At 63.3% G+C, this 22,595-nt stretch carries 16 protein-coding genes and 1 pseudogene; 5 read left to right on the top strand and 12 right to left on the bottom strand.

Translation table 11 applies throughout. The annotated features are described in order from the left end of the window. The 4 genes and pseudogenes from LQT98_RS11165 to LQT98_RS11180 all read right to left on the bottom strand — a co-directional run. Positions 1 to 527, bottom strand: a pseudogene (locus LQT98_RS11165) (secretion protein HylD); the annotation flags it as partial. Between the two features lie 7 nt (positions 528 to 534). Continuing rightward, positions 535 to 1,302 (bottom strand): efflux RND transporter periplasmic adaptor subunit, encoded by a 768-nt coding sequence (locus LQT98_RS11170; protein WP_231462383.1) that lies wholly within the window; start codon positions 1,300 to 1,302, stop codon positions 535 to 537. Continuing rightward, positions 1,299 to 2,816 carry a TolC family protein gene (locus LQT98_RS11175; RefSeq protein WP_231462384.1) on the bottom strand — a complete coding sequence of 506 codons (1,518 nt, stop codon included), beginning with the start codon at positions 2,814 to 2,816 and terminating at the stop codon, positions 1,299 to 1,301. Before LQT98_RS11175 ends, LQT98_RS11170 begins: the two co-directional genes overlap by 4 nt. A 67-nt stretch (positions 2,817 to 2,883) precedes the next feature. Further along, entirely contained in the window at positions 2,884 to 9,813 is a 6,930-nt protein-coding gene (locus LQT98_RS11180) for an Ig-like domain-containing protein (RefSeq protein WP_231462386.1), read from the bottom strand. A 362-nt stretch (positions 9,814 to 10,175) separates the two neighbouring features. Here LQT98_RS11180 and LQT98_RS11185 point away from each other — a divergent pair, with 362 nt between their 5' ends. Then, complete coding sequence (locus LQT98_RS11185) at positions 10,176 to 10,958, top strand: class I SAM-dependent methyltransferase (RefSeq protein WP_231462388.1); 783 nt, start codon at positions 10,176 to 10,178, stop codon at positions 10,956 to 10,958. Here LQT98_RS11185 and LQT98_RS11190 read toward each other — a convergent pair. Genes LQT98_RS11190 through LQT98_RS11200 form a run of 3 tightly spaced genes read right to left on the bottom strand, consistent with a single transcriptional unit; the run spans position 10,930 to position 13,009 of the window. Then, a complete protein-coding gene (locus LQT98_RS11190; RefSeq protein WP_227106323.1) occupies positions 10,930 to 11,283 on the bottom strand; it encodes an antibiotic biosynthesis monooxygenase family protein in 354 nt (117 codons plus the stop codon). The genes LQT98_RS11185 and LQT98_RS11190 overlap by 29 nt on opposite strands. Further along, entirely contained in the window at positions 11,280 to 12,386 is a 1,107-nt protein-coding gene (locus tag LQT98_RS11195; RefSeq protein WP_231462390.1) for a cytochrome P450 family protein, read from the bottom strand. Before LQT98_RS11195 ends, LQT98_RS11190 begins: the two co-directional genes overlap by 4 nt. Beyond that, positions 12,383 to 13,009 (bottom strand): DUF6058 family natural product biosynthesis protein, encoded by a 627-nt coding sequence (locus LQT98_RS11200; RefSeq protein ID WP_231462391.1) that lies wholly within the window; start codon positions 13,007 to 13,009, stop codon positions 12,383 to 12,385. Before LQT98_RS11200 ends, LQT98_RS11195 begins: the two co-directional genes overlap by 4 nt. An 80-nt stretch (positions 13,010 to 13,089) precedes the next feature. Here LQT98_RS11200 and LQT98_RS11205 point away from each other — a divergent pair, with 80 nt between their 5' ends. Further along, positions 13,090 to 13,809, top strand: coding sequence for an ArsR/SmtB family transcription factor (locus LQT98_RS11205; RefSeq protein ID WP_231462392.1), 720 nt, complete (start codon positions 13,090 to 13,092; stop codon positions 13,807 to 13,809). A 74-nt stretch (positions 13,810 to 13,883) separates the two neighbouring features. On the opposite strand, the gene LQT98_RS11210 is transcribed toward LQT98_RS11205, so the two are convergent. From LQT98_RS11210 to LQT98_RS11230, 5 genes are all read right to left on the bottom strand, one after another. Continuing rightward, positions 13,884 to 14,321, bottom strand: coding sequence for a hypothetical protein (locus LQT98_RS11210; RefSeq protein ID WP_231462393.1), 438 nt, complete (start codon positions 14,319 to 14,321; stop codon positions 13,884 to 13,886). Between the two features lie 439 nt (positions 14,322 to 14,760). Then, complete coding sequence (locus tag LQT98_RS11215) at positions 14,761 to 16,446, bottom strand: urease subunit alpha (RefSeq protein WP_231462394.1); 1,686 nt, start codon at positions 16,444 to 16,446, stop codon at positions 14,761 to 14,763. Positions 16,447 to 16,500: 54 nt separating this feature from the next. Further along, complete coding sequence (ureB, locus tag LQT98_RS11220) at positions 16,501 to 16,776, bottom strand: urease subunit beta (RefSeq protein WP_231462395.1); 276 nt, start codon at positions 16,774 to 16,776, stop codon at positions 16,501 to 16,503. A gap of 12 nt (positions 16,777 to 16,788) precedes the next feature. After that, a complete protein-coding gene (locus tag LQT98_RS11225; RefSeq protein ID WP_231462396.1) occupies positions 16,789 to 19,215 on the bottom strand; it encodes an urease subunit gamma in 2,427 nt (808 codons plus the stop codon). 586 nt (positions 19,216 to 19,801) lie between these two features. Then, entirely contained in the window at positions 19,802 to 20,239 is a 438-nt protein-coding gene (locus LQT98_RS11230; protein WP_231462398.1) for a hypothetical protein, read from the bottom strand. A gap of 1,165 nt (positions 20,240 to 21,404) precedes the next feature. Between LQT98_RS11230 and LQT98_RS11235 the strand changes: the two genes are divergently transcribed. The 3 genes from LQT98_RS11235 to LQT98_RS11245 all read left to right on the top strand — a co-directional run. Beyond that, complete coding sequence (locus LQT98_RS11235; protein WP_231462399.1) at positions 21,405 to 21,959, top strand: cysteine hydrolase family protein; 555 nt, start codon at positions 21,405 to 21,407, stop codon at positions 21,957 to 21,959. Positions 21,960 to 21,980: 21 nt separating this feature from the next. Beyond that, positions 21,981 to 22,367: a VOC family protein gene (locus LQT98_RS11240; RefSeq protein WP_231462400.1), complete on the top strand. Its 387-nt coding sequence runs from the start codon at positions 21,981 to 21,983 to the stop codon at positions 22,365 to 22,367. Then, positions 22,352 to 22,595: hypothetical protein (locus LQT98_RS11245; protein WP_231462401.1), on the top strand; the 244-nt coding region annotated here is incomplete at its 3' end. The genes LQT98_RS11240 and LQT98_RS11245, both read left to right, overlap by 16 nt.

Here is a 22,595-nt window from a genome sequence, read left to right on the forward strand (position 1 = left end):
GGCCGCAGCCATTGCCGCGCCAGCTCGCGCCAGTCGCGGCGCGGCGCGAAGCGCAGCAGCGCATGGCCGTAGCCGTGCGCCAGTTCTTCCGCCAGCTTGCGTTCGTAATCGCTCCACGGCAGTTCGCGCGCCAGCAGGCAGGCGCCCTGCTCGCCCAGGCGCAGCCACAGCGCATGGGCCGGCAGCCAGGACGCCCACTCCTCGGCCAGCGCCGCCGGCAGATCATCGGCGACGATCAGCCGGCTGGTCTGCTCCGCGTCCGGCGCGCCCGGCTCCGCCAGATGACGGAACACGCGGGACAGCCATTGCATGTACGGCGCGGTGGGATCGAGTTCGGCCAGGCCGGACAGCGCCGCCACGTGGCGGTGCAGGCCTTCGCGCCATACCGCCGCCTGGCGGTAGGGCAGCAATTGCTGGCTCTCGTTGACGATGATGAAACCTAGCTGCTCCGCGCTGACGGCGTCGCGCGCGCGGTGCAGCAACTGCAGCAGGCCGGCCAGTTCCCGGCTTCTATCGGCGTGCCCCATGCACCGCCTACTTGAAGCTGGCCCAGCCGCTCATCCCCGGCAGCAGGCTGGCGCCCTTGCCTTCGATGACGCCCACCGCGAGGATGGACTGGCTGACCGGGTCGATTTGCGCGCCCAGGCGCTCGATCTTGGCCGGAAAGCTGGCGCCCAGCTCATCCACCGCCACGGTGAACTTGCTGCCGGGCTTGAGCGTGGCCAACCATTTGGACGGCACCAGCATGCGCAGTTCCAGCGCGCCGGAATCGACGATGTCCAACACCGGGTTGCCCGGGCTGACGTATTGATGCACGGCGGCGACGCGGCGCGCCACGCGGCCGTTGAACGGCGCGCTGATCACGCATTTGCCCACTATGGTCTGCATATAGCTGGCATCGGCGGCGGCTTCCTTGGCCTTGCCCTGGGCCTGGGCCACATCCAGCGCGCCGGCGGAATTGAGCTTGGCCAATTGATTGTTCACCTTGAGCAACTGGCTGGCGGCCTCCAGCGAAGCCTGGGATTTGCGCAGCTGGGCGCGGTAGCTGCCGCAATCGAACTGCACCAGCGGCTGGCCCTTGCTGAAGCTGCCTCCCTCCGGCACCGGCAGCGCCGCGATCTTGGCGGCCACTTCGCCGGACAGCGTGACGGCGTTGCGCGCCATCAATTGCACGCGGATGCGGCCGTCGCTGGCATTGGTCACCGGCACGGCCAGCGGCTTGGGCTTGGCCGGCGGCGTCGCCGCCTGGGCGCAACTGGCCGCCAGCAGGCAGGCCGCGGCCCTAAGTACCGTCAACCTCATGGCTTGCTCCCCGCCACCTGCCCCTGCCAACGCGTTTCCGCGCCCTTGAAGGCGGCGGCCAAGGCCGGCAGTTCATAGCTGGCGGTGCTTTCCGGCAGCGGATCCAGGCCCAGGCTGGAGCCCATCTGGCCATAGGCGTTCTGCAGATCGCCATAGCTCTGATACAGCCGCAGCGTGGAGAACACCGCGTTGGCGTCGGCCAGGATAGCCGGCAGGCGGCCTTGCACGCCGCTATCGGTGGCGTTGCGGTTCTGCACGTAGATACGCTGCTCCACGTCGTTCAGTTCCTGCTCCAGCGCGAACTGGCGCGAGCGGCCCTGCAGGTCCAGGTAAGCCACGTGTACCTGGGTCAGCACCGCCATGTTCAAGGCCATGCGCTGGGCCTTGGCCACTTGCAGCTGAGCGTCGGCGGCCTTGGTGATGGGGCCGGCGCTGAACAGATTGAGCAGGTTCCAGCTGACGCGCAGACCGGCGTCGCTCCAGGAGTTGTTGACCAGGAATTTATTGCTGTCGTAGTTCTGGCCAATGCTGAACTCCAGGCCCGGCAGCAGCTTGGCGATGGCCTTGCGGGTTTCGGTGACGCTGATGCGTTCGTTGTAACGCGCCTCGTTCAGCTCCGGCCGATTCAGCAAGGCCATTTCCTCCATCTGGCCCAGCTTCAGTCCCAGCGCCGGCGAAGGCAGGCCCTGCGGCACCGCCACCTTGAAATCGGTGCCCGGCTGCACATTCATGATGGCCGCCAGCTTGGGCTTGGCCTGGGCCAGCGCATTGCGGATCATGCCCATCTGACGGATCACGTCCAGCAATTGGCGGCGGTAGTTCAGCGCTTCCAGCGGCGCGCGCAGTTTCTGCTTTTCCACCTGGCGCGCGTCTTCCAATGCGCGGTTGGTTTCAGCCAGCAGCGCATCGATGCGGCTTTCCAGCTGTTGCGCGCCCACCGCCTGCCACCAGGCTTCACGCACTTGCTGCATCAGTTGCTGCGCCACCTTGCGCTTGCGCTGCTGCAAAATCAGCATGCGGTCGGACTGCTGTTGCGCGGTGTAATAGCTGACGCCGAAATCCAAGACGTTCCAGCTCAGATTGAGGTCGGCGGTGCGGCTGCGCTTCTCCGAGGAGATGGACGGCACCAGCGATTGCTCGCCGGTGGCGACGTTCTGCGACGAGGAGGCGTTGTCCTTGTTGCGCGCGGTGTAGCCGGCGGCCAGCGCCAGCTTGGGCAGCATGTCCAGGCTGGACAAGTCCAGCTGGCGCTGCGCCATCGCCTCTTCCATCAATTTGACCCGGTAATCCAGGTTGTACTTCAGCGCGCGCGCCATCGCCTCCTGCAAGGTCACCGGCCCAGCCAGCGGCTCCTGGCTACCGAACATGGCCTGGCGGTCAGCCGCCAGCGTCGCCTGGCGATCGCCCAGGCTCATCGGCGTGGGCGTCACCGCGCAGCCGGTCAAGGCCAGCGCGGTCAGCGCCGCCAGCACCGGATAAGCCCGGGATGCGCTCCCTTTGAATTGTCGAGTCATAGTGTCCCCTGAGTCTGATACTTGGATTACTTGTTGTTGATCTGTCCGCGCTCTCGCCGCCGGTGCCTCAAGCCACGTCCGCCGGCTGCAGCCATTCAGCCACTTGCTCGTCGAAGGCCGGCTTGCCGTGCTGGCGGAACTGCTCATGCAAGGCCGGCTTGCCGGATGCCGCCACTTTGTCTTCCGCCGCGGCGGCAGCCTGCTGGCCGCCACCGGATTTCAACTGCATGTGCGTGACGCCACGATGGCCGTTCTGGTCGCTGACCGTCACTTCCAAGGACAGCGATTGGCTCCAGCCGGCCGGCGGCGTGCCGCTGAAGCGGCCCGTCTGCGGGTCGAACTTCAGCCAGGCCGGCAAAGGCTGGCCATTGCTCTGGCGTACCTGGATATTCAGTTGCGCGTCGGCGTTGCGAGTGATCACCGTGCCCGGAGGCAGGCTGAAATTGAAGCTTTGCCCGGCCTGCAACGGCCGCACGCCCAGATCCGGCATCACTTGCAGCGCCGCGCCGGCGCTGCCGCTCAGGCTGGACACGAAGGGCAGGCCGGCATTGCCGCGGCCAAACGCCTCGGTCGGTGTCGACGTAAAGCGGTCCTGGCCAAACTGGATCTGGAGGGGAATCGCCGTCTGCGGCCCGCTCAGCATCGCCGGCATCAGGCTGCCGACGCCGCCGGAGCGGCCGATATTGCTCACCGCCGCCAACACGATATTGGGCGTGATGGGGCCGACATTGATTACCGATGCGCTGGATGGCGCCGCCGGCACGGGATCCGCCACTGGCGGCATCACAACCACCACTTGAGCGCTAAGCTGATACGCTGGCGCCACCGTTTGCTGCTGGGTCACGTTGCCGGCCAGATCCGCCGCGGCGCCGGCCTTCAACGCCAAGGCCACGCTGCCGCTGCCGCTAAGACCAAGCAGCTGCACAACGTAATGACTGTCGCTGATCCGCACGATGCTGCCGATGCTGCCTTTCGCGCTGCCGCTGGTAATCAGGCTCAGATCACTGGCGCTCAAGCCGGTGATCGGCTTGCCCAACACCAGCTCGTAACGCACGCTGCTGGCCGAGGTATTAGCCGGGTCCAGACGAGTGAAAGACTGCACCGTCGGCGGCTGGGTATCCACGGTCACGTTGACAGCCGTGGACTGTGCGCTGAGATTGCCAGCCGCATCCGTCGTCGTCGCGCGCAGACTGTGGTTGCCGTCCGCCAGCGGGTTGCTCAGGTTATAGCTCCACACTCCGCTGCCATCCGCCGTCGCCGTGCCCACCGCCACGCCATCCACGTACACCGTCACCGTGCTATTGGCTTCAGCCGTGCCGGTAATCGTCGGCTGATTGTTGCCGGTGACGCCGTCGCTATGGCTGGAGCCGGTATCGGTGGCGCTGCTGAGACCGACGCTGCCAGGCGCGGCAGGCGCGCTGGTATCCACGGTGATGCTGCGCGAGCTGGATTGGCCGCTGACATTGCCGGCCGCATCCGTCGCCGTCGCGCGCAGGCTGTGGTTGCCGTCCGCCAACGGGCTGCTCAGGTTATAGCTCCAAGCCCCGCTGCCATCCGCGGTGGTGGTGCCCACCGCCACGCCGTCCACGTATACCGTCACCGTACTATTGGCCTCAGCCGTACCGGTAATCGTCGGCTGATTGTTACCGGTGATGCCATCGCTATGGCTGGAACCGGTATCGGTGGCGCTGTTCAGACCGACGCCGCTGGGTGCGCTGGGCGCACTGGTATCCACGGTGATGCTGTAAGCCGTGGACTGGCCGCTGGCGTTGCCGGCAGCATCCGTCGCCGTCGCGCGCAGGCTGTGGTTGCCATCGCTCAGGGCCGTGGTGATGTTGTAGCTCCAGGCGCCACTGCCATCCGCGGTGGTGGTGCCCACCGCCGTACCATCCACATACACCGTCACCGTGCTATTGGCTTCAGCCGTGCCGGTAATCGTCGGCTGATTGTTGCCGGTGACGCCGTCACTGTGGCTGGAGCCGGTATCGGTGGCGCTGCTGAGGCCAACGCCGCTGGGTGCGCTGGGCGCACTGGTATCCACGGTGATGCTGTAAGCCGTGGACTGGCCGCTGGCGTTGCCGGCCAGGTCGGTCGCCGTGGTGCGGATACTGTGATTGCCGTCGCTCAAGGGGGTGATGATGTTGTAGCTCCACGCGCCGCTGCCGTCCGCAGTCGCCGTGCCCACCGCCGTGCCGTCCACGTATACCGTTACCGTGCTATTGGCTTCCGCCGTGCCGGTAACCGTCGGCTGATTATTGCTGGTAATGCCGTCGCCGTGGTTGCTGCCGGTATCCGTCGCCGTGCTCAAGGCCACGCCAGACGGCACCGCGGGCGCGCTATTGTCTATCACCACATTGAAAGCGCCGGACTGGCCGCTACTGACGCCGCCGCTGCTGACCACGGCGGTGATGGCGTGCGCGCCGGAACTCAGGCTGGACACAAAGCTATAACTCCATGCTCCGCTGCCGTCGGCGGTCACGCTGTCGATCAGCACGCCGTCCACGTAGATCCGGACCGTGCTGTTGGCGATCGCGGTACCGGTGACGGTGGGCGTGGCGTTGCTGGTGACGCCGTCGCTATGGCTGCTGCCGGTGTCGGTGCCGCTGGTCAGGCCGGAGACGCTGGGCGGCATCAGCTGCATGTCGATATTGCGGGTGACCGCGGCGCTGTTCTTGGTCCCGTCGTTGACGGTGAAGCTGACGGTGCGGGTGGCGGTGTTGGGCGAGCCGGCGGTATCGATGTAAGTGACCGCGCGCAGCGCCGCCTGCCATTGCGCCAGCGTCGCCGTCGCGCCGCTGGACGTCAGCGTCAGCACCCCGGTGCCGCTGTTGTAGCTGGCGCTGATGTTGCCGAAGGTGGTGCTATTGGTATTGCTGAAGGCCAGCACGTCCTCGCCGCTGTGGAAGTTGCCGGAGATGGACACCGTGGCGCTGGCCAAGGTGGTGTTGTCCAGATCCGACACGGTCAGGCCGCCGTCCACCGGCGTGGCGGCGCCGCCCACCACATAGGCGCCGGCGCTGCCGGTGGTGGTGGCGATAGGCGTTTGATCCGTGGCCGTCACCGTCACCGTGCGCGTTACCGTCGCGCTGTCCTTGCTGCCGTCGTTGACGCTGAAGCTGATGGTGCGGGTAGCGGTATTGGGCGTGACCGCGCTGTCGGTGTAGGTCACCGCGCGCAGCGCCGCCTGCCATTGCGCCAGCGTCGCCGTGCCGCCGCTGGAGGTCAGCGTCAGCACCCCGGTGCCGCTGTTGTAGCTGGCCACGATGTTGCCATAGGTACTGCTATTGGTATTGCTAAAGGCCAGCACATCCTGGCCGCTCTGGAAATTGCCGCTGATGGACACCCTGGCGCTGGCCAGCGTGGTGTTGTCCAGATCGCTGATCGTGATGCCGGAGTCCACCGCCACCGGGGTGGACGTGGTGTTGTCGCCGGCGGTGAAGGCCGCGCTGCCGCCGCTGGTGGTGGCGATAGGCGTTTGGTCGGTCGCCGTCACCGTCACCGTGCGCGTGACCGCCGCGCTGTCCTTGCTGCCGTCGTTGACGCTGAAACTGATGGTGCGGGTGGCGCTATTGGGCGTGACCGCGCTGTCGGTGTAGGTGATGGCGCGCAAGGCCGCCTGCCATTGCGCCAGCGTCGCCGTCGCGCCGCTGGAGGTCAGCGTCAACACCCCAGTGCCGCTATTGTAGCTGGCGCTGATGTTGCCATAGAGACTGCTATTGGTATTGCTGAAGGCCAGCACGTCCTCGCCGCTCTGGAAGTTACCGCTGATAGACACCCGGGCGCTGGCCAACGTGGTGTTGTCCAGATCGCTGACGGTGAGGCCGGGGTCCACCGCCACCGGGGTGGACGTGGTGTTGTCGCCGGCGGTGAAGGCCGCGCTGCCGCCGCTGGCACTGGCGATCGGGGTCTGGTCGGTGGCGGTCACCGTCACCGCGCGGGTGACGACGCTGCTGCTGGCGCTGCCATCATTGACCTGGAAGCTGACGGTGCGGGTGGCGGTATTGGGGGTGATGGCGCTGTCGGTGTAGGTCACCGCGCGCAGCGCCGCCTGCCATTGCGCCAGCGTGGCGCTGCCGCCGCTGGAGGTCAGCGTCAGCACCCCGGTGCCGGCGTTGTAGCTGGCGACGATATTGCCCATGGTGCTGCCGTTATTGGTGAAGGCCAACACGTCTTCGCCGCTCTGGAAGTTGCCGGTGATGGACACGGTGGCGCTGACCAGGGTAGGGCTGGCGCTGTCGGTGACGGTGAGACCGCCATCCACCGCCACAGGAGTGGAGGCGGTATTGTCGCCGGAGGTGAAGGCTGCGCTGCCACCGCTGGGGGTCACCACCGGCACCACGGCGACATTGACGGTGGAAGCCAAGGCCAGCGTGGTGGTGTCGACGCCGCCATTGCTGGTGCCGCCGTTGTCCTTGACGCTGGTCAGCGTCACCACGCGGTTGCCGGCGGTGGGGCTGCCATTGCTGTCGCGGTAGCTGATGCCGTTGATCACGCTGGCCGCGGTGCTGCCGGAGATGCCGCTGCTGCTGATGGAGACCGTGGCGGTGCCGCCGCTGAGCGATACGGTCACGCTCAGGCCGTTGCCGCTGGTGGTGACCGAGTTACCGTTGCTCAGCGCCACATTGCTGCCGTCTATGGACAGGATTTCGCTGCTGCCGTCATGCAGGCCGGACACCGTCAGCGTCAGCAGAATGATGCTCTGGCTGGATTCGATCGCGCTGACGCTGGCGCCGCTGAACACCGTCACCGCGGAGCCGCCCATCGCGAAAGTCGGGTTGCTGGCGGTGGCGCTGGTGGTGGGCGCGTCGTTCACCGCCGCCACCGCCACCGTCACATTGCTGCTGCCGGTACCGCCGCGGCCATCGTTGACGCTGACATTGACGGTGCGGGTGGAAGTATTCGGATCGTTGCTGCTATTGCTATAGGTCAGCGCCGCCACCAGGGTGCTCACCCGGGCCGCAGTGGCGTTGCTGTTGAAGCTGACGATCAGATCATGGCCGCCGACACCGTCGCCATTGCTGGCGATCACACCGATGGACACACCGCCCACCGTCACCACGCTGCCCACGCTGGTGCCGCTGGACAGTGTCACCGAGCCGCTGGTGTCGACGCCCAGCACATCCTGGCCGCTCTGGCCGTTGGCGGAGATATGCACGGTCAGATTGCCGCTGTTGAAATTGGGGGTGTCGCTATCCGTCACCGTCACCGCGGTACCGGTATCCAGCTTCACCGCGCCGCCCTTCTCGGTGAAGGTGGAGCTGTCGCCGTTGAGGTTGCCTATCACCGGCGCGGCGTCCGCCGCCACCGTCACCGTCTTGGTCACCGCGCTGCTGTTGATCGCGCCGTCGTTGATGGCGAAGCTGATGGTGCGGTTGCCGGTATTCGGCGTCAGCGAGCTGTCGGAATAGGTAACCGCGCGCAGCGCCGCCTGCCATTGCGCCAATGTCGCCGTGGCGCCGCTGGAGGTCAGCGTCAGCACCCCGGTGCCGCTGTTGTAGCTGGCGACGATATTGCCCATGGTGCTGCCGTTGTTGGTGAAGGCCAGCACGTCCTCGCCGCTGCGGAAATTGCCGGTGATGGACACCGTGGCGCTGGCCTGGGTCGTGCTGTCGGAGTCGGTCAGGGTGATGCCGCCGTCCACCGTCACCGCGGTACCGGTGCCGCTGCTATAGGCGCTGGAACCGCCGCTGGCGGTCAGCGTCGGCGCGAAGCCGAAATTGATGGCGTTGATGGCGCCTATGCCTATCATGCCGGTCACATTGTGGCCGCTGGCGGCCAGCACCCGGAAGGAATCGATGCCCTGGAAGGCGCTATTGCCGGACACATTGAAAGTCACCAACGAGCCGCTGCCTTGCAGCACATCGCCCACGTTCAGCGTCAGCGTCGCGCCGCTGACCGCCACGCCGTTGATATAGCCGACCAATTGCAGATTGCCGCCGGAGGTAGCGGAATCGTAGCCATTCAGCACCACGCCGATGGAGTTCAGCGTGAAGCGGCTGCTGTCGTTGGACTTGACGCTGAAATAAGAGATGGGAATGGTGCCATCGCTATAGCCGTCCACCGTTTCCGTGGTCACCGCGCCGGCCTTTTCGACAATGATGGTCTGACCGCCGTTATTGGTGGAGCCCAGTTGCAGCGAAAAATCCCAGCCTTGCAGGTTGCCGGCGTTCACCGTACTACCGGAGGGGTTATAGGTGTTGCCATCCGAGGTGCTGAAATCGGTGGTGCCCGTCACCGGCCGCGCCAACAGGGCGTCGTAGCTGAAATGCAAGGCATCCACGTCGATATGGCCGCTGCTGCGTTCCAGCGTCCAGTCTCCGCCCAGCTTCGCCGCGCCGGTGGCATCGGTGGACGCGGCCACGTCGGCATGGGTATAGCGGGACAGCGCGCTGACAAAGGCCGCGCCGCTGCTGCCGGCGGCGATGTCGCAGCCGTAGAGCAGGATGTCGCCGTCCGGCCGCAAGGATTGGCCTATGGTTTTCAGGTCCGCCTGGCGGCTGTCCAGCTTGGTCGTGGTCAGCTCATTGCTGCCCAGCATCAGGTCCGCGCTCTGACCATGGGAGATGATGTGGATGGCGGCGTAGCCATGGTGGGTTTTGGCCCACTCGGCGATCTGGCTCAGACCATCCTTGCCGGCGTCCAGCACCACTACCTCCATGCCGGCCGGTACCTGCGCCACCAGGCTCTGGTAATTGACCACATTGGATTCGATGAACACCACCTGCTTGGGAGGCTGCGCCGGCGCCAGTATCGCGGCGATTTTATCGGCCAGACGCTCGGCCGGCATTTCACGCGGCGCGGCCGGCGCATCCGGCTGGGCGCGCTCGGCCGGATGCGGCACATCCGCATGCGCGACGGCGGTGGCGGCCGTGGCCGCCACCGCGCCGTCGAACATCAACCTGGGCTCCAGGGCCTGCAATAACAGGCGCGAGCGCTTGGGTGCCGGCGTCTTCTTGTCACTACCTTGCGATTGCCCCGCTGATTTCCACCATCCCATCTCGCTCTCCCGGATTATTTCAACTCAGCGCCCAGATCGCACCACGCTCGCGCCCTACTTCCAAAAAGCTGCTTAGCGGATTAAAACCTAGAATCAAAGCAAAAATAAATGACAATTAAATAAATCAAAATCAGTACAATAAATTAGCAAACAGCACAGCATGCAAGCTGACAAAAGCTGTCAAACGCCAAAACGATGCTTCCCTCATTAAAAATAGTTGTTCCTCATGCGAAGCAAGCTAAGTGCAAATACGTAGTTCAGCGAATATTTCATGCATATCGGTAGTAAATCCGCCGCCGGCTTGCCCTGGACCGCGCCATCCCGTATCGTTCCAGCGCCGTTTTCACCAAGGATTTGCCGACATGCCCGCCACCCCGCTGTATTGCGCCGCCGCCGCGCGCCAGGATGCCGCCCGCGCGCTGGCCGAGCGCTTTGCCCTGCCGCTGCTGACGCAGAGGCCCGAGCAAGGCTATTGGCTGGAATTGGGCGAGGAGCGGCTGGAACTGCTGACCACCGGCAAGCACGGCGCGGTATATGCGGAATTCGTCGAGGGCGCGGCCAAGCACCGCCGCGAACAAGGCGGCGGCCGCGGCCAACCGGTGGCCAAGGCCATAGGCCTGAAAGGCGCGAAGGAACTGCCCTATGTGGTGGACGCCACCGCTGGCCTGGGCCGCGACAGCTTCGTGCTGGCCGGGCTGGGCTGCCGCGTCACCCTGGTGGAACGCTCGCCGGTGGCCGCCGCGCTGCTGGCCGACGCGCTGCAGCGCGCCGCCGGCCACCCGGACACCGCCGACATCGCCGCGCGCATGCATCTGGTGCACGCCAGCTCCATCGCCTGGCTAGCCTCCCTGAACGAGGCCGAGCGCCCGGACGTGGTGTTCGTCGATCCGATGTTCCCGGACACCGACAAGAAAAGCGCCGCCGCCAAAAAGGACATGCAGGCCTTCCAGCAGGTAATAGGCGACGATCAGGACAGCGCCGCGCTGCTGCAAGCCGCCATCGCCGCGGCCAAGAACCGCGTGGTGGTAAAGCGGCCGCGGCTGGGCGCGGCCATCGAAGGCGTGAAGCCGTCCGCGGTGCTGGACGGCAAGTCCACCCGTTTTGATCTTTACGTGATCAAGGCCTTGCATCCAATTCAGGGCTGACGCCATCGGGCGCTTGCGCCCGCTCGTTCATCCCATAATCCCGCAACACCGCCGCCACCCGCAGCCGGTAATCGGCGAACAAGGCCTCCCGCCCCTGCCGCTGCGCCGCGCGGTGCGGCTCCAGCCGCCGCCAGGCCGCCACCGATGCCTCGTCGCGCCAGAACGACAGCGACAACATCTTCTCCGGCCGGTTCAGGCTGGCGAAGCGCTCGATCGACAGGAAACCGTCCGCCTCCGCCAGCTCCCGCCCCAGGCGCTCCGCCCAGCCCAGATAACCGTCCCGGCCGCCTTCGGCCAGCTCCACCTCGAAAATCACCGCAATCATTCCGTTCTCCCTTTCTCGCCATAAAGGCGCACCCGCGCGTTGGGCAGCCGGCGAAAACGCGCCGCCGCCGTCAAGTCTTGCCAATCCGGCCGCGCCGCCGCCAATGCCGCCAGGCCGCCGCGCGCGATCTCCAGCGCCAGCGCCTGGCCCGGGCAGGCATGCCGCCCGGCGCCGAACATCAAGGCCTCGCCCGGCCCGGCCGGGTCCAAAGCCGCCGCCGCCAACACCACCAGTACCGAAGCGCCGGCCGGCACCGTCTGGCCGCCATAGGACCAATCCCGCGCAACGAAACGCCGGGTGTTGTGCAAGACCGGATCCTGCAAGGCCAGCCCATCCCACTCCGCCGCCGCGCCCGCCGCCAGCGGCCGGCCCTGGGCCTGATGCCACACCGCGGCGGCGAACAGGCCGGCGCCGGCGTCCAGGCTCTGGAACAATAGGCCGATCACATTCGCCGTCAGCGTCGCCTCATCCGGCGCCAATTCATTCCTCAGCTCAGCCAGCATGCCGCCGGCTCGTGGCAAGGCCTCCGCCACCCGCGCCTGCAAAGCCGTCAACGCCTGTTCTCCGCGCGCCAGCGCTTCAGCGTCGGCATCCGCGGCCAGCGCTTGCGCCACCGCAGCCACCGCTGTGACCAAGGCCGGCGCGTCCGCCGCCGGCAGACCCAGCAAGCCGGCCAGCGTCAGCACCGGCAGGCCCTGCGCCATCCGATCCAGCACCTCGCCGTTCAACGGCTCGCGCATCAGCCAGTCCCGCGCCAGGCTTTCCGACAAGCGCCCTGCTTCCGCGCCCGCCGCCGTCGCCAAGGCCCGGCTCAAGGCCGCCTTCAGCGCCGGATGGCGCGGCGCCTCGCTCATCCGCGCCCACAGACAGAACGTGCGCGCCAAGCCGCCATCGCCCAACTGCGGCGGCGCCGCCTGATCCAGCGGCCGCACCCGACACTCCGGCGCGGCCAACACCGCCTGCGCCGCTGCGTGGCCGGCCGCCACCCACAAGCCCAGGCCGGCGTCAAAATACAGCGGCTGCCGCTGCGCCAGATCCTGGTAATAGGGATAGGGATGGGCATGAGTCACCGCCGCCAGCGGGTCCAAAGGCCAGGCGCTCATGCCGCCTCCGTCAGATAAAGCCGCCGCGTCAGATCCACGCAGCGGGCACGCGAACTGGCCGCCCGCTCATGCGGCGCAAACGGCGCCGCCACCCCATCCAGCACCGTCACCGCCCAGGCCAGGCGCTCGCGCCGGGCCGGGTCCAGAGCGGGCCGGCTTTGCCGCTCGGTCAGCGCGTCGATCAAGGACACCAGCGCCTCCTTCTGCGCAATCTCCCCCGGCAAGCCGGCGCGGGTGCACACCCCGTAGCCGCCGGCCAGGAAATCCCGCCACGCCGCCTCCCAATCCGGCTCCGCCTCGGCTGGCGGCAATTCCAGCGCCGCCAGCCCGGCGCGCCACTGCCGGCCGAAACAGGCGCGCAAGCGCTCCGGCTCGCCGTCCAAGGCCAGCGCCTGGCCCAGCCAGCACAACATGCCCTGCGGATACCAGGCCGACTCCGCGCTCAGCGCCGCCGCGCCCATGCAGGAAGCGGCCTCCCCGCTCAGCGTCAGCCGGTAGGAGGGCCATGGCGCCGCGCCGGCCCGCTGCCAGCCACGCAAGGTGTCCAGGCTCACGCCGCTGCGCGCCAACAGCTCCGGTTCCGCCAGAAAATGACGGCGCAAATAGTCCAGCAAATCCTCCACTCCCGCTCTCCTTGTTCAAGCTTGACGATGGGTTTATCGTAGCCGGCGGCATCCGCCAAAGTTTCAGCCGAGGATGAACCATGCTTGCAGCCCCGCACGACCGCATACCCGACATCAGCCGCCTGGCCAGCCTGCTGGCCGACCCCGGCCGCGCGCTGATGCTGCTGCTATTGCAAGACGGCCGCCTCTACCCGGCCAGCGATCTGGCCCAGGCCGCCGGCCTGTCGCCGCAAGCGGCCAGCAACCATCTGGCCAAGCTGCTGCATGGCCAGGCGGTGCGAGTGGAACAGCGCGGCCGCCACCGCTATTACGGCCTGGCCAGCCCGGCCATCGCCCACGCGCTGGAAGCGCTGTCCGCCGCCGCCGGCGAAAACCGGAGCGCGGTGCGCCCCAAGGGCAATGCAGACATCCGCCTGGCGCGCAGCTGCTACGACCACCTCGCCGGCCGGCTGGGCATCGCCGTCGCCGACTTCCTGCAACAGCAGCAACTGCTGCAACGGCGCGAGGAGCGCGAATTCGAGGTGACGCCGGCCGGCGCGGACTGGCTGGCGGCGCGGCTGGACATTCAACTGGCCGGCATCGCCCGCCCGCGCCGGCCCTTGGCGCGCGCCTGCCTGGACTGGAGCGAACGCCGCGACCACATCGCCGGCAGCCTGGGCGCGGCCTTGTGCCAAGCCTTCTTGCAACGCGGCCTGACCGAGCGCCGCAGCGACAGCCGCGCCTTGCGGATCACGCCGGCCGGTTATGCCTTCTTGAAGCAGGAATGCGGAGTGGGCAGCGAGCAGCTGCAAGGGGAATGAGGCGGTTTGGTGGCATCGCCAGACGACGCCACCCACCCGGCAAACAGGCGGGCGGCGTTACCCGCCGTGACGACTTAGTGCTTGCGACCGAAGCGTTCTTCCAATTGCCTGCGCCAGATCCTGCCCTCATGCGTGCGGTGGTAATGGTCCACATAAGGGAAGACCTTGAGGTGCAGCGCGCTCAGCAACAGCGCGTGTTCCAATAGATTGAAGAAGCCTATCCAGTAGCCGCGGCCGTCAATGTCGTCAAAGTCGATATCTCGGGCGATGCGGCTGAGCAAGCCGCCCCCGGCATAGGGCTGGTTGTCCTTCAGCCATTGCAACAAATGGCCAGCGCATTCGCGGCCATAGGCGACATTGGCGGCAAAGTCGTCATTGGGAGCCGGCATTTGCCAGTAATGCGGGTAGCTGCGTTCTGGCAGATAGCTGACGAAGGGAAGCAGGGTGTCTTGTAGCTCGGGAGCCGGCAGTTTGTAGCGGCGGCGGCGGGGGAAGGCTTGAGGCTGTTGCATGGTGTTTCTCCTGCTGTGACACAAGATAAACCACCTGCCGGGTGAGGCTGAGGTATTAGGCAGGCGCGTGGCAGGATTGGCGTACCGGGCTTAAACCAAACCGGTGAGTGCATGGCACTCTCCCACCATGCGCCCGCCAAATGGCGCGGCCATGGTAAAGCAGCCCGCGCTGTATCCAGCGAGGGCCAGTTGGTTTAAGCGGACGGGACGCCAATCCCGTGTGCCGCATGTGGGCGGCAACGTGGGGATTGTTGCCGAGGGTGGGTCTTGGGTCAAGCTGGGGTGGTGGCTTCCACCCGGAGTAGGAGATGTGTAGCCGCTGGGGGATGAGGATGGGAGTTGCCCGCCGGTTTGGCGCGCACGGGTGTTGCAGTGTGGATTCAGACTGGCGCGGGCCGCCGGCCATGCCAGTCTGAACCTCCACACCGCTTAGCCGGGCTTAAAACAGATTGTAAAGCCGGCTCATCGGCAACGCGGTTTGCGGTTTCGAATCCGCAAGCACACCATCCACCGTGACCGCCAGTGTTCCTGGATCGACCTCGACTTTTTCGGGCACCGCGACATTGAGCACCATATTCTTCCGTGTGATCTTCCGGGTATCGCTGACGGAGACGAGCTGGTTAACCAGCCCTAATCTCGCTACATACCCTGCCTCGACAGCGGCTTGGGAGAGAAAGGTCAGCGCCCGGCCGCGCGCAGCGGGACTACACAGCATGGGCTGGCCATTGGCCACCGCGGCGGCGACATCGCCCTGGTGGCTGGCGGCAATGTGGCCACCCACCAGCACCGTGCTCGGCCGCACGCCAAAGAACGCCGGGTCCCACAGCACCAGATCGGCGCGCTTGCCCACCTCGATACTACCGACCTGGCCAGCGATGCCCAGCGCGCGCGCCGGGTTGATGGTGGATTTGGCCAGATAGCGTTTGACACGAACGTTATCATTCTCGCCCACCTCCTCTGGCAGTGGACCGCGCTGCTGCTTCATCACATGCGCCAACTGCCAACTGCGGCGCGCCAACTCGCCAATGCGTCCCGGCGAGCCATTGCCGGAAGCGATGATGGGTAGCGCGCCGATATCATGCATATACTGCTCCGCGGCCACGATATTTTTCGCGGTCAACTGCTCAAGCAGAGAATCAAACTTCTCGCCCTGCAAGCCATTGGCCAAGCGCACCGAATCGGCTTGTTCGACCAGCGAGTCAGTGGAATAGGCCAGGCTCGAGGCGATGGAAACCGGGAACATCTTGGCAAACGTGGCGGCTCGCAAATTGTCCACATGTCCGCCGCCATGGCCGGAACCGCGTACCAACAAGGTGGCTCTGTTCTTGATGACCGCCAGCGTCTTATCGATATAGCCGTAGCGGCTGAGAGAGTCGGACTGCAACCAACAAGGCACGTCGTGCTTGTCCGCCACCTCCAGAGCAGTATCAATACTGGCAGGCGTGCTTTTCCATTGCTCATGCAGCATCAAGCCGGCGGCGCCATCCTGTAACAAAGTCTCGCTACGGTTGCCTTTCTCCTCCGTCGTCTTGCCGATCAACATGAAGTTAAGCGGCAGGCCATCCAATAAGCGCAGACCATGCGCTAATTGCCCGGCCCCCAGATTGCTGGTGCTGGCCATGCCGCCAGCCACCGTGCCCAAACCGCTGCCGGCCAGGGTGGTGACGCCGGAGCACAGCGCGGCTGCAGCGCTGTCCGGGTTCAAGGACGGCGCATAACAATCCACCGCGCCCGCGGTGACTATCATGCCGGCCGCCTGGATCACCTGGGTGTCCGACCCAATCACCAATTGAGGATTCACCCCACTTTGAAAATGCGGATTGCCGGCCTTGCCAATGCCGATGATGTAGCCATTTTTAATGCCAATGTCCGCCTTGACGACGCCCGAGACGGCATCAAGAATCACCGCATTGGCCAGCACCAGATCAGGGCTATTCTCACTGGAGTCCGACGGCGTGCCAGCATAGCCCACAGTGACTTCTTCACCGTAAACCGCATAGTCCTTTTCCACTTCAATCAGCAGATTGGAGTCGGCCAGGCGGATGCGGTCGCCGGTACTGGGGCCGTAGTGCTGGACGTAATCTTTGCGTGTCAAAACAACCGACTTATTATCAAATGTAGACATAATTTTTCAACTACCAGGCTAAAGTGTATCCATTAATTGAAATGATTAGGTGTTTCAAGCCGCAGAGTCTGAGCTAACAATTTTCACCAGCACTACCGCTATAGAGACTTCAGGTTCAAAGAACAGGACATCGCCAGCCAGAATATCCAAGCGATACCCGTATGTTTGATTTCTCTCAAACAGCAGATGACTATTGACCTCAAAAAAATGCTCATGAGAGCCAACCCCAATCAATCGATCTCCATCATTCGTCACCACAAGGGATACTGTTTCTTTTCCCTCGTTAATAATAATATTTTCTTTGGACAGCAAGATTTCACCAGGTATCATGACCTTAGCCTCTTATTGACTCAGTTTGGGGATGGGATCGAAAACGGTGATGGTGGTCATGCCGCTGGGCAAGGTCACATCCACCGCTAGGTTTTTAATCAGAGAGTCCACTCCATCGAGCACTTGGTCCGACCTCAACAGCTCTTTAGCGCCTTGCTTGATTTTTGCGGCCGTGGCCTCGGGTTTACGCGCCTCTTCCAGAATATAATTGCTGATCACAGCCACCGCTTCCGGATAGTTGAGTGGTTCATTACGATCGAGCTGCTTCTGAGCAAGGCCCGCGGCGATGGAAATAGAGAGCTGAGACGGCATTGGGCTTCCTTCTTGAAATACGCTATTAAGCGATACCATGGGCGGAGGACAAGGGGGGCACGGGTTGGGAGTCGGATTGTTGTTTGGATCGTTTAGCGCGGTGAATATTTTTTCCGCCTCCCCCTTCAGGGAGTCAGTATTTCCCCCATTGGCCGCCACCACCAGGCCAGCTACCGCGTTCACCGCGCTCATGAAAGCGCCTTCCAGCCAGCCACCCAGATGACTAAAGCTATCCGAGGCGATAAAGACGCGATTGTTTTTATTTCCCTCAGCGTGCTTATGAAAGCGGAAGCAGTAATTGCTTTGGTAGTGGTCGCCACAGGCGTCCAACTTGAATCCACCCGCTGAGCCATTGGTGGTCCAATCAAATACCAGGCGGTTTTCCGACAAGACGTCTTTCAACACGGATACCAGCCACCAACGTTTTTGCTGTTGATCCACCGGATCTAGCACCTGCCGATCCGCCCGGTTGATCATGGTCAGGAACATGGACTGATCGTCGGTGCCGGGATTGAGCGGGTACTGGCCAAAATCCCGTTGCAAGCGGGTACTATCCTCATCCCAGGTATAGCTGGCCAGAAATGTGTGGTATTTAGATTCTGGAATTGAACTAGGTACAATATAGCTGGTGGCCAGGCCGCAATCTGAGACAATGGCGGTAATGGGATTCTGCTTGAATTGCGGCAGCCCCTTCAGCTTATCTTCGTGAATGGTGGCAAATACCTTGGAGGAACGCACCATGCGCAACATGCTTACCGCGCTGACCGCGCGGCCATTCGCCGCGGCGTACTGATCGCTAACCCATAAAGCGGGCAGGACATTATCAAACGCCTTGGTGTCCAGCTCAAGTGGGCCATCGCCAAAGGTGACCTTGTCTTGCGGTTTGGGTGCATAGCCGGCACGGGCGACCATGCCCACCAATTGATCCTGCGGCATAGCCAGAATGACAAAATCAAATGACTGAGACGCTAGTGTCTTCTCATCCTTATTATCATAATAGGCCACTGTGGCTTGATAATTATCACCATTCTTTTGATGAAAGACATCGCTAACCCGGGCAGCGGCGACTTTAATCTCGAATTTACCTGACTCTTCTAGCTCTTTGGCTTTCTTGAATAGATTTTTGAAAAACTCAACATTCTCCTCTACTGGAAATGTATATTCATTAGAATAGTCCCACAGCAGCAAGCGCATCATTTCGACAAAGGAGATGCTGTATAGCGATTTGAAGCCGCCGGTGCCAAAGCCAAAACGGCCAAATAACTCTACATAGTAGTTTTCAGTCTCATCAATGCTGAATCCCTCCATTGTAGGAAGTGGTTCAGACGGGGCATGCAGCGCGCTACGGATAATGCTCCGAACCACCGCTTCCAAGGTATATTGGTCATTGTCATGGGCAAACTGATGCCAGTCCTTCTGGACTTCCTTTAGTATTTCCTGGCTAGTACCCTCAGCTCTGAGTAGCTCAGCCACCTCTCTCGGCTCGCGCTGGCCAATATAGGCAAAAGCGGAGCGCGGGCTGCCGTCGCCCATGAGTCCTGTTGCAACTCGGTCTTTGACTCTGCGCGTGATAGAGTTGGAATCTAGCCAAGTATCGCTATCGTAACGGTCCACCTGATCGGCAAAAATGAATTCAGTGGCAACCTTGCCCGGATTGGGAAAGACTTTTACCTTGCCATCCGGACCAAAAGCATGGGCGGCATAATGCCAAGTGAGCCCGGCGATTTCCGGAAAGCGCATGGCGCCAATTTCATAAACGGTGTCATCATTGGCCCGGGCTGAAAAAACACGGCCGGCTCTTTTACCGGCGGTGCTGATTCCGCGCTGTGCGGCATGGATAAAGCTATCCTTATCCGCCTCGAAAATCGTGACCGTCAGCTTGTTATTTGCCGGCTTCATCTTGGCCAGCTCGGTCAAGGCGCAAAGGCCTGCCGCGCCGGCGCCCACAATGGCCACGTTGAGATCCTTACCGGTGGGCAGGGTGCCGATTTGATCCGCCACCACCAAGGGATAGGAGATCTGCGCCGAATCGGGGTGGCGGTAATACTTCCCTTCTTCTAATAATTGCTCAATCGTTTCCGCTGGCGCTTTGTCGCTGGAAAGGTTTCGAATGACAGTAACACCCATAATGCACTCCTATGTGAGGGTGAAATAACGCTGTTGACCGCAGCCAAAGCCGGAACCCTCTGCAATGTGATTACCCACATCTACCGATTGATAGCTATATCTTTTCCGCACAAACGTTGATTCCATTGCTTCAAAATCATCATCTCAATACGACAGGCGATATTTTTGCTAGCAAACCATTGCCGGGCACCAAACTTGGCGGTGTCAATTGTTGATTCTTACCCCTCAACCGACAAGCGAAAGTCCAATTTTGGATTTTGGATTTTCTTATCTATCAGCCTATGCCCGTGTACAGCGCCCAACCGTGCCATGGCGTTTGGCGCTACATTATTTCTTTAGATTTTATTTTGACTTTATGCGGCTTGATTTTTAAATATGGAAAATACTCTTAAATGTCGAACGGAAACGTGGAGGAGGAGAAAGACCGTTTTGTGCCGCATTCCGGCATAGGCCGCCGCTGCCGCCCTGAGCAGGAGTGTGGAGTGGGCAGCGAGCAGCTGCGAGGGGAGTGAGGCGGTTTGGTGGCACCGCCAGACGACGCCACCCACCTGGCAAACAGGCGGGCGGCGTTACCCGCCATGACGACTTAGTGCTTGCGACCGAAGCGTTCTTCCGATTGCCTGCGCCAGATCCTGCCCTCATGCGTGCGGTGGTAATGGTCCACATAAGGGAAGACCTTGAGGTGCAGCGCGCTCAGCAACAGCGCGTGTTCCAATAGATTGAAGAAGCCTATCCAGTAGCCACGGCCATCGATGTCATCAAAGTCGATATCTCGGGCGATGCGGCTAAGCAGCCCGCCTCCGGCATAGGGCTGGTTGTCCTTCAGCCATTGCAGCAGGTGACCGGCGCATTCGCGGCCATAGGCGACATTGGCGGCGAAGTCGTCATTGGGAGCCGGCATTTGCCAGTAATGCGGGTAGCTGCGTTCTGGCAGATAGCTAACGAAGGGGAGCAGGGTGTCTTGTTGTTCGTGGGCCGGCAGTTTGTAGCGGCGGCGGCGGGGGAAGGAGTGAGTTTGTTGCATGGTGTTTCTCCTGCTGTGACACAAGATAAACCACCTGCCGGGAGAAGCGGAGGTATTAGGCAGGCGCGTGGCAGGATTGGCGTACCGGACACTGTTAACCCGGTGAGTGCATAGCACTCTCCCACCATGCGCCTGCCGAATGGCACGACCATGGAAAAGCAGCTTGCGCAGAGATCTGCGCAAGCAAGTTAACAGTGATTACGGGACGCCAATCCCGTGTGCCGCTTGTTCTGGCGGCAACGTGGGGATTGTTCCTGAGGGGACGCTTGGGGTCAAGGTGGGGTGGTTGCTTTGCTTGAGCGTGGCTTACTTGTTGAGTGATCTGGTTGTGATCTGGTTTTGAATCCGCTTCGCGGATGATGGTTTTCATTGCCGGGGCTGCCCGGCAGGCAGGAAGGGGAATTTGCTCGGCCAAATTCCCCTTCCCCCCAAAGGCCGCCCTGCAAGCCTGGCCTGCGGCTTCCCGCCGGGGCCCGTCAGGCCCGAGGCGCGGCTGAACTCGCAGCGCGCTAACGTCGCGCTGCTCGAACAAGCAGCCGCTTAAAACCTCGGGCCTGCCACCCGACAGCAGGCTTGAAGGGACCAGGGGCACGTCGAATACGTGGTTTCTTCTTGGTTCTTTGGAGATATCCACAGATCGGGTGGAATTGGATAGTTATCCCCAAAAGGGAGCCACTTAGCCAAGTCATTGATCTTTTTTAAGAGAGCAGACCACCTTGTGTAGCGTCCAGGTGTCCCCTCGGGGCGCGCCGGAGAAAAAGGGGTCTGCAAGGTTTTAAGCGGCTGCTTTGTTTGAGCGATTTGACGTTAGCAAATCGCGAGTTCAGCCGCGCCTTGCAGGCCCCTTTTTCTTCGGGGTTTCGCGTCCTGGGGGACGAGGGGGGATGGAAGGGGGCGGCGGCCCGCCCCCTCCCCGTTCGCCGGGCGGAACCGGCCCTAAATCATCATCCGCGTAGCGGATTCATAAAGATAAAACACTACCAAGGGGAGTAAACCCCTCCACAAAACCAATCCCAAATCATCATCCGCGCAGCGGATTCAAACTAGCGAAAGCCCAGCCAGGGCTTTCGTCCTACACACTCACCTTATCGCTTGCCACAACCAATCGGCACACCCCGCCTCCCCTGCTACACTAAACCCCCGCCATGACCCCGGCATCACCGCCATGCACACCGCCCCCGCCCTCATCATCATCGACATGCAACAAGGCATGAGCCGCCCCGAAGCCGGCCCGCGCAACAACCCCCAGGCCGAAGCCAATATCGCCCAACTGCTGAACGCCTGGCGCCAGGCCGGCGCGCCGCTGGTCCACGTGCGCCACATCTCGCGCACCTCGGGATCGCCGTTCTGGCCCGGCCAGCCCGGCGTCGAATTCCAGCCAACGCTGGCGCCGCTGGCCAGCGAACAGGTGATGGAAAAGAACGTGCCGGACGCCTTCGCCCACAGTGGCCTGGAACGCTGGCTGCGCGTGCGCGGCATCGAACAGCTGCTCATCGTCGGCGTCAGCACCAATAACTCGGTGGAAGCCACCGCCCGCAGCGCCGGCAACCTCGGCTTCCATACCCTGGTGGCCGCCGACGCCTGCTTCGCCTTCGCCAAGGTGGACTACGCCGGCACCCCGCGCAGCGCCGACGAGGTGCACGCGATGGCGCTGGCCAATCTGGACGGCGAGTACGCTCGCGTCGTGCTGTGCGCCGACATTCTGCGGCAGCTGCAATAAACCCTGATCAGGAGCCCAACCATGCAATTCGCCTACACCATTCTCTACGTCTCCGACGTCGCCGCCTCGCTGGCCTTCTTTGAAAACGCCTTTGGCATGAAGCGCCGCTTCCTGCACGAATCCGGCGATTACGGCGAGTTGGACACCGGCGCCACCACGCTGGCGTTCGCAGCCCACCCGCTGGGCCGGATGAATCTGCCGGAAGGCTATGTGGCGGCGGATGCCTCGCCGCTGCCGCTGGGCATGGAGATCGCGCTGACGACCGACGACGTGGCCGCCGCCCACGCCCAGGCCTTGCGCCACGGCGGCGTTGAGCTGCAAGCGCCCTCGCTCAAACCCTGGGGTCAGACGGTATCCCATTTGCGTTGTCCGGATGGCTTGCTGCTGGAGCTGTGCTCTCCGATCTAAAACGCCAGCCCAGCCCCAACAACAGCACGGCCCCGGCCAAGGCGGCCAGCGCCAGTTGCGGCCACGGGCCAAAGCCGCGCAGCGGAAACAGCAAAAGACCGCAAGCCGCCAGCACCAGGCTGGCCGCCGCGCCCTGGCGCGCCTGCCTTGGCAGCAAGCGCTGGCCCAGCCGGGCGGCGAGCAGCGCGCCGGTCAGCCACACCCCGGCCAAGGTGGCCAGCGCCAGGC

Origin of the sequence: Chromobacterium aquaticum (assembly GCF_021129195.1) — a bacterium.
Taxonomy (GTDB): domain Bacteria; phylum Pseudomonadota; class Gammaproteobacteria; order Burkholderiales; family Chromobacteriaceae; genus Chromobacterium; species Chromobacterium aquaticum.

Coding starts and splice junctions, on each gene's coding strand:
- LQT98_RS11185 (WP_231462388.1), top strand. CDS start 10,176: ATGCCCGCCACCCCGCTGTATTGCGCCGCCGCCGCGCGCCAGGATGCC.
- LQT98_RS11190 (WP_227106323.1), bottom strand. CDS start 11,283: ATGATTGCGGTGATTTTCGAGGTGGAGCTGGCCGAAGGCGGCCGGGAC.
- LQT98_RS11215 (WP_231462394.1), bottom strand. CDS start 16,446: ATGTCTACATTTGATAATAAGTCGGTTGTTTTGACACGCAAAGATTAC.
- LQT98_RS11180 (WP_231462386.1), bottom strand. CDS start 9,813: ATGGGATGGTGGAAATCAGCGGGGCAATCGCAAGGTAGTGACAAGAAG.
- LQT98_RS11210 (WP_231462393.1), bottom strand. CDS start 14,321: ATGCAACAGCCTCAAGCCTTCCCCCGCCGCCGCCGCTACAAACTGCCG.
- LQT98_RS11205 (WP_231462392.1), top strand. CDS start 13,090: ATGCTTGCAGCCCCGCACGACCGCATACCCGACATCAGCCGCCTGGCC.
- ureB (WP_231462395.1), bottom strand. CDS start 16,776: ATGATACCTGGTGAAATCTTGCTGTCCAAAGAAAATATTATTATTAAC.
- LQT98_RS11195 (WP_231462390.1), bottom strand. CDS start 12,386: ATGAGCGCCTGGCCTTTGGACCCGCTGGCGGCGGTGACTCATGCCCAT.
- LQT98_RS11175 (WP_231462384.1), bottom strand. CDS start 2,816: ATGACTCGACAATTCAAAGGGAGCGCATCCCGGGCTTATCCGGTGCTG.
- LQT98_RS11170 (WP_231462383.1), bottom strand. CDS start 1,302: ATGAGGTTGACGGTACTTAGGGCCGCGGCCTGCCTGCTGGCGGCCAGT.
- LQT98_RS11225 (WP_231462396.1), bottom strand. CDS start 19,215: ATGGGTGTTACTGTCATTCGAAACCTTTCCAGCGACAAAGCGCCAGCG.
- LQT98_RS11240 (WP_231462400.1), top strand. CDS start 21,981: ATGCAATTCGCCTACACCATTCTCTACGTCTCCGACGTCGCCGCCTCG.
- LQT98_RS11230 (WP_231462398.1), bottom strand. CDS start 20,239: ATGCAACAAACTCACTCCTTCCCCCGCCGCCGCCGCTACAAACTGCCG.
- LQT98_RS11235 (WP_231462399.1), top strand. CDS start 21,405: ATGCACACCGCCCCCGCCCTCATCATCATCGACATGCAACAAGGCATG.